The sequence below is a fragment of the Psychroserpens sp. genome, from assembly GCF_045105015.1.
Classification (GTDB): Bacteria; Bacteroidota; Bacteroidia; order Flavobacteriales; family Flavobacteriaceae; genus Psychroserpens.
The window spans coordinates 1-5,630 of sequence record NZ_JBGCCX010000046.1 but is presented as its reverse complement, the minus strand read 5'-3'; the positions used below and the strand labels follow the sequence as shown (position 1 = coordinate 5,630).

Sequence of the window (5,630 nt, the reverse complement as noted above, 5' to 3'; positions counted from 1 at the left end):
CATAATTTTAACGCTAGAAGTGAAAATATAAACAACAAATTAACTGAAATTAACTTAAAAATAGTGTATGAAAACATTTTTAAATAGCTTGTTATTGCTAGCTTTTTTGTTGCCTGCAACTTTATTTGCTCAAACTTTGGTAACAGGAACTGTGACAGATCAAGCTGATGCATCTCCATTACCAGGCGTTAACATACTCGTCAAAGGAACTACAACTGGAGCTTCAACAGACTTTGATGGTCTATACAGCATTAGTGTAAATCAAGGCGATATTCTGGTATTCTCATATTTGGGTTATGTCACACAAGAGATTACTTATTCTGGTCAATCACCTTTAGATGTAGCATTGGTTGAAGATGCTGCACAACTTGATGAGATTGTAATTATTGGATATGGGTCTGTAAAAAAAGAAGATGCAACAGGTTCTGTTGACGTTGTTTCCTCAAAAGACTTTAACCAAGGTGCCATCGTATCTACAGACCAACTATTAAATGGTAAGGCTGCAGGTGTAAGAATAACAAATACTGGTGGATCTCCAGATTCTGCGCCAAATATTAGAATTCGTGGTGGTTCTTCATTGAATGCTCAAAACAATCCATTAATTGTAATTGATGGTGTGCCAATTGGTAATGACAATCCTGCTGGAGTATCAAATCCCTTAAACTTGGTAAATCCAAACGACATTGAAAGCTTTTCTATACTAAAAGATGCATCTGCAACAGCTATATACGGATCTAGAGCATCAAATGGTGTTATCATAATTACAACAAAGAAAGGTACATCTGGAGGTGTTAAATTCAACTTTTCTTCTGATGTTTCAGTTAGTAATACTGGTAAAGGTCTAGATTTTATGAATGGAAATGAATTTGTTCAATTCATTCAGCAATTTCATCCAACAAGACTTGGACAGCTTGGAGTACCAGTTGGTTCTGTACTAACTAGTGAGCCTGTGACACAAATCATTAATGGTAGAGCTATTTATGATACAGACTGGAATGATGAAATTACAAGAACTGCTTTTACATCGAATACTAACTTTAGTGCACGAGCAAATTTATTTGAAAAAATTCCGTTTAGAGCTTCAGTTGGTTATACCAATGCTGAAGGTGTGGTTAGAAATGATGATTATGAAAGACTTTCAGCGTCTTTAAAATTAACACCAACATTATTAAATGACAATCTTAAAATAGATTTTAATGCAAAAGCAATTCTTGCTGAAAAAAATAATGTAGATGCAGGAGGAGCTATAGGTAGTGCTGCTCAATTTGACCCAACAAAACCTGTGTTTGATAATTCTCCAGGAAATAGATTTGGAGGTTATTACTTAACAACTTTTGATGACAATAATACATTCCGTAGAATTATTCAAGGTAATCCTCTTGCTGATTTGGAACAAATAGAACGTCCTGATGATGTGTTTCGTTTTTTAGGAAATGTTGAATTTGACTACAAAATGCCATTTCTTCCAGAATTAAAAGCAGTTGTAAATCTAGGTCTAGACGCATCTAAAGCAACAAGAGAAGTAAGCTTTAGTAACAATTCAGCTGCAGCTTACAATTTTGACACTACTAATACTGATATTAATTCAAACTTTTTATATAACTCAGGAACTGACTTTAGGGAACGTCAAGACATTACCAACACAACCTTTGATGGTTACCTACAATATAACAAAGATATTGAAGATGGTTTTGTAAATAAATACGACGTACAAGTTGGTTATTCTTACCAAAATTTTAAAAATGATGGTAATCAAGACCGTTTTCAAAACAATCCTATTACAGGCTTAAGAGAAGAGGTTTTTAATCCTGCTAATCCAAACAATAGATATTACAACGTATTAAATCTACAATCTTATTTTGCAAGAGCAAATGTTAGTATTAAAGATAGATATTTATTAACTGTATCATTTAGAGCGGATGGGTCTTCACTATTTACTGAAGACAATCGTTGGGGTTATTTTCCTTCAGCTGCTTTAGCTTGGCAAATTAATGAGGAATCATTTTTAGAGAATTCTAAATTCATTAATTCTTTAAAGTTACGTCTGGGTTGGGGTGAAACTGGTCAACAAGATATTACTGGTGTTGTTGGTTTTTATCCTTCAATTCCATTATTCTTAGCAGGAGATGCTAATAGTCAGTATTTCCCTAATTCATCTTTGTACTCTGCTCAACCATTTAATCCTAATTTAACTTGGGAAAAGACAACGACTTATAACTTAGGTTTAGATTTCACATTTTTTGATAACAGATATGTTTCGGGATCTTTTGATATTTATAAAAGAAACACAACCGATTTATTAGCTCAAACTCCAGTTCCTCCTGGACAAGCACTTACAAATGCATTTATTGATAATGTTGGTGAAACAGAAAGTGAAGGTTTTGAATTAAATCTAAATATTAATCCTGTAAGAAATGATAACTTCTCATTTAATATTGGAGCAAATATTTCTTATAATAAAACAGAAGTTACTGATTTGAATGGCTTAACCGATATAAATGCTGGTGGAAGTATTAGAGGTACAGGAACTAGCTTGTTAAGACATGCTGTTGGAGAACAAGCCGGAAGTGCTTTTGTATTTAAACAAGTTTATGACGCTAGTGGAAATCCAATTCCTAATGCTTTTGTTGATCTAAATGGTGATAATCAAATCACTGATGCTGACAGGTATTATGCACAAATTGCACCGAATTGGACCTACGGTTTCAGTTTAAATTTCAATTATAAAAATTGGGATTTAAGCTCTAGTTTCAGAGGTCAAATAGGTGGAAATATTTACAACTTACCTCAAACAAATTATGGTTTTACTGATAGTGCAATTGCTAATAGTCAAAACAATTTGACAAATGTGTTAAATTTCTATGACGGCTCAGCAAATGCTGTGTTTGGTGATGTTAGTGTTGTAAATGGTAATGGTCAATTTTCTGATTATTATTTAGAAGATGCTTCTTTCCTAAGATGTGATAACATTGCCTTAGGTCATAGGTTTGACAATATGATTAAAAATGGATCAGTTAGATTTTATGCAGCTGTTACAAATCCATTCTTAATCACTGATTATTCAGGACAAGATCCTGAGAATTTTGAAGGAATTGATCGTAATTTCTATCCAAGACCTACAGTTTATACTTTCGGTGTTAATTTAGATTTTTAAAAAAATGATTATGAAAAAAAGATTTTTAATTTTATTATTATGTGTTACAGCACTGGGCATAAATTCTTGCTCAGATGATTTGAACACAGCTCCTATTACTGAGCTTACATTAGACGAGCTTTTAGCTTCAGACCCAAATGCTGTTGAAGGCTTAGTTTCTAGGCTTTATGCTTCTTATGCACTAACTGGACCTAGTGGTCCTGGTAGTTCTGATATTGTAAGTCCAGATGCTGGTGAAGGTGCTTTTCTAAGAGCTATCCTTAATCTTCAAGACTTTACATCAGATGCAATGAAAAATCGTTGGGGTGATGATGGTCTTGATCAATTAACTACAACATCTAATTGGGATCAAAATAATAAGTTCTTCAGGTTATTCTATGATAGAGCATATTACACAATTCCTCAGTGTAATAATTTTCTACAAGCATTAGAGATTGCAGATTTTCCAAATGAAGAAAATATCGTTGCTGAAACGCGTTTCCTTAGAGCTTTAGCATATTACAATTTAATTGATGTATTTGGTAAAGGTGTCAAAGCGACTGAAGAAAATTTTGGTCAATCTGAACCACTTCCTGAGGCAACACGTCAAGAATTATTTGACTATGTAGAATCAGAATTATTAGCCATTGAACCGGTTATATCTACCACTTCTAACTATGGAAGAGCAAATAGATATGTTGTGGACATGTTATTAGCTAAATTATATATGAATGCTGAAGTCTACACTGGTGTTTCTTATTGGAATGAAGCTGCATTTTATGTTAACAAAATAATTAATGAAGGACCTTACTCATTAGATCCTAACTTTATTAAATTGTTTTCTGCTGATAATGATGGTTCACCAGAAATTATTTTCCCACTATTAGCTGAATCTTTAACAAGTCAAAGTTTTGGGAACACTACTTACATTGTAAATGGAAGTTTAAGTGCAGACACAATGCCTTTATCTCAGTTTGGTGCTACTCAGGGCTGGACTGGTCACAGAGCGACATCTGGTTGGTATGGGTTATTTGGTTCAAGCGCAACTGATTTAGCTGCTTCTAATGATGTTAGAGCAAGTCTATTTTGGACAGATGGTCATAATTTTGACATGGCAGATTATAGAACATGGGTTGATGGTTTCCCTTCTACGAAATTTAGAAATACAACCTCAGACGGTTCTGGAACACCTGTTGATTTTTCAAGTACAGATTTCCCTTTCTACAGGCTAGCAGATGTTTACTTGATGTATGCTGAACTTGCTGTAAGAGGTGCTGCCAACACAAATATGGGTGATGCACTAACTTATGTAAATGATGTAAGAGACAGATCAAATGCGGATTTAATTTCAATGGGTGATTTATCACTTGATTTTATAATTGATGAACGTGGAAGAGAATTAAATCTTGAAGGACACAGACGTTCTGATTTAATTCGATTTGGTCGTTTCACAGGTGGAACTTATAATTGGCCTTGGAAAGGTGGTGCTGCAGATGGCACTTCTATTCCAGACACTTACAAGCTTTTCCCTATTCCGGCAACTGCTTTACAAGCAAACCCTAATTTAACACAAAACCCAGGATATTAATAAAAAATAACACGATGAAAAATTTAAAATTTTTAGTACTAACATTTATAGCTGTATTTGCTTTTACGGCTTGTCAAGAAGATGATGATTTAGAATTTGTAGGTGAAGAGCCAACAAATCTAGGATTTAACACAACATTCTTAAGTAACTACGTTCTTAATTCTTCAGTAAGCGGTAATTTAGCTGAACGTTTCACATGGGATGACGCCGATTATGGTGTTGCTACCAACGTTACATATAGTCTGCAGGCTGCTACTCTTCAGGATTTTAGCGATTATATTGCTGATGATGCATTATACAACTTAGGAAATACTTCTGGGAATGAAATTCCTGTAACTGTGGGTCAAATGATTGATTTAGCTGAAGCAGCTGGATTAGTAAATGTAGCTCCAGATAATACTGGTATGTTATATTTTAGATTGATGTCAGTAATAGGTGATGACGGTTTACCAACAGTGTCTGCGACTCAGGCATTAAATGTTGAACTTCAAGAAGAGACTGGTGTTGTTGGAGGCACTTGTGAAGTTGAAACTTTATATGCTGTAGGTGCTGGTTTACCAACAGCTGGTTGGGATTGGGCTACACCTGTTGAGTTAATGTGTTCTGCTGATGGTGTTTGGTCTGGTAATGTAGAATTTACTAGTGATGGTGATGCTAACTTCAGATTCTTTACTGTTGCAGGAGATTGGGCAACGGGTAGAAATTATCCTTTCTACGCTGATGCTGGCTACACAATCGATTCAAATATTGAACAAAATATGGATGACAACCTTAACTTCAAATTTATTGGTACTTCTGGAGTTTACTTCTTAACAATTGACACAAATACTTTAGAAATTACATTAGGTGCACCTCAAGGTAGTGGCACATGTGAAGTTGAAACCCTTTATGGTGTTGGCGCTGGCCTAG

The 5,630-nt window shown here is 34.5% G+C and carries 3 protein-coding genes; all 3 read left to right on the top strand.

The features are described 5' to 3' along the window. Nucleotides 1-67: 67 nt before the first annotated feature. On the top strand, nt 68-3,154 hold the full coding sequence (locus AB8B90_RS03555; RefSeq protein WP_405333698.1) for a SusC/RagA family TonB-linked outer membrane protein: 3,087 nt from the start codon (nt 68-70) through the stop codon (nt 3,152-3,154). A gap of 10 nt (nt 3,155-3,164) precedes the next feature. After that, the gene (locus tag AB8B90_RS03550; RefSeq protein ID WP_405333696.1) at nt 3,165-4,721 is read left to right on the top strand and encodes a RagB/SusD family nutrient uptake outer membrane protein; all 1,557 of its coding nucleotides are present in this window, start codon (nt 3,165-3,167) and stop codon (nt 4,719-4,721) included. 14 nt (nt 4,722-4,735) lie between these two features. Beyond that, nucleotides 4,736-5,630, top strand: an 895-nt coding sequence (locus AB8B90_RS03545; protein ID WP_405333694.1) for a SusE domain-containing protein, incomplete at its 3' end; no start/stop codon positions are given.

Coding starts and splice junctions, on each gene's coding strand:
- AB8B90_RS03550 (WP_405333696.1), top strand. CDS start 3,165: ATGAAAAAAAGATTTTTAATTTTATTATTATGTGTTACAGCACTGGGC.
- AB8B90_RS03555 (WP_405333698.1), top strand. CDS start 68: ATGAAAACATTTTTAAATAGCTTGTTATTGCTAGCTTTTTTGTTGCCT.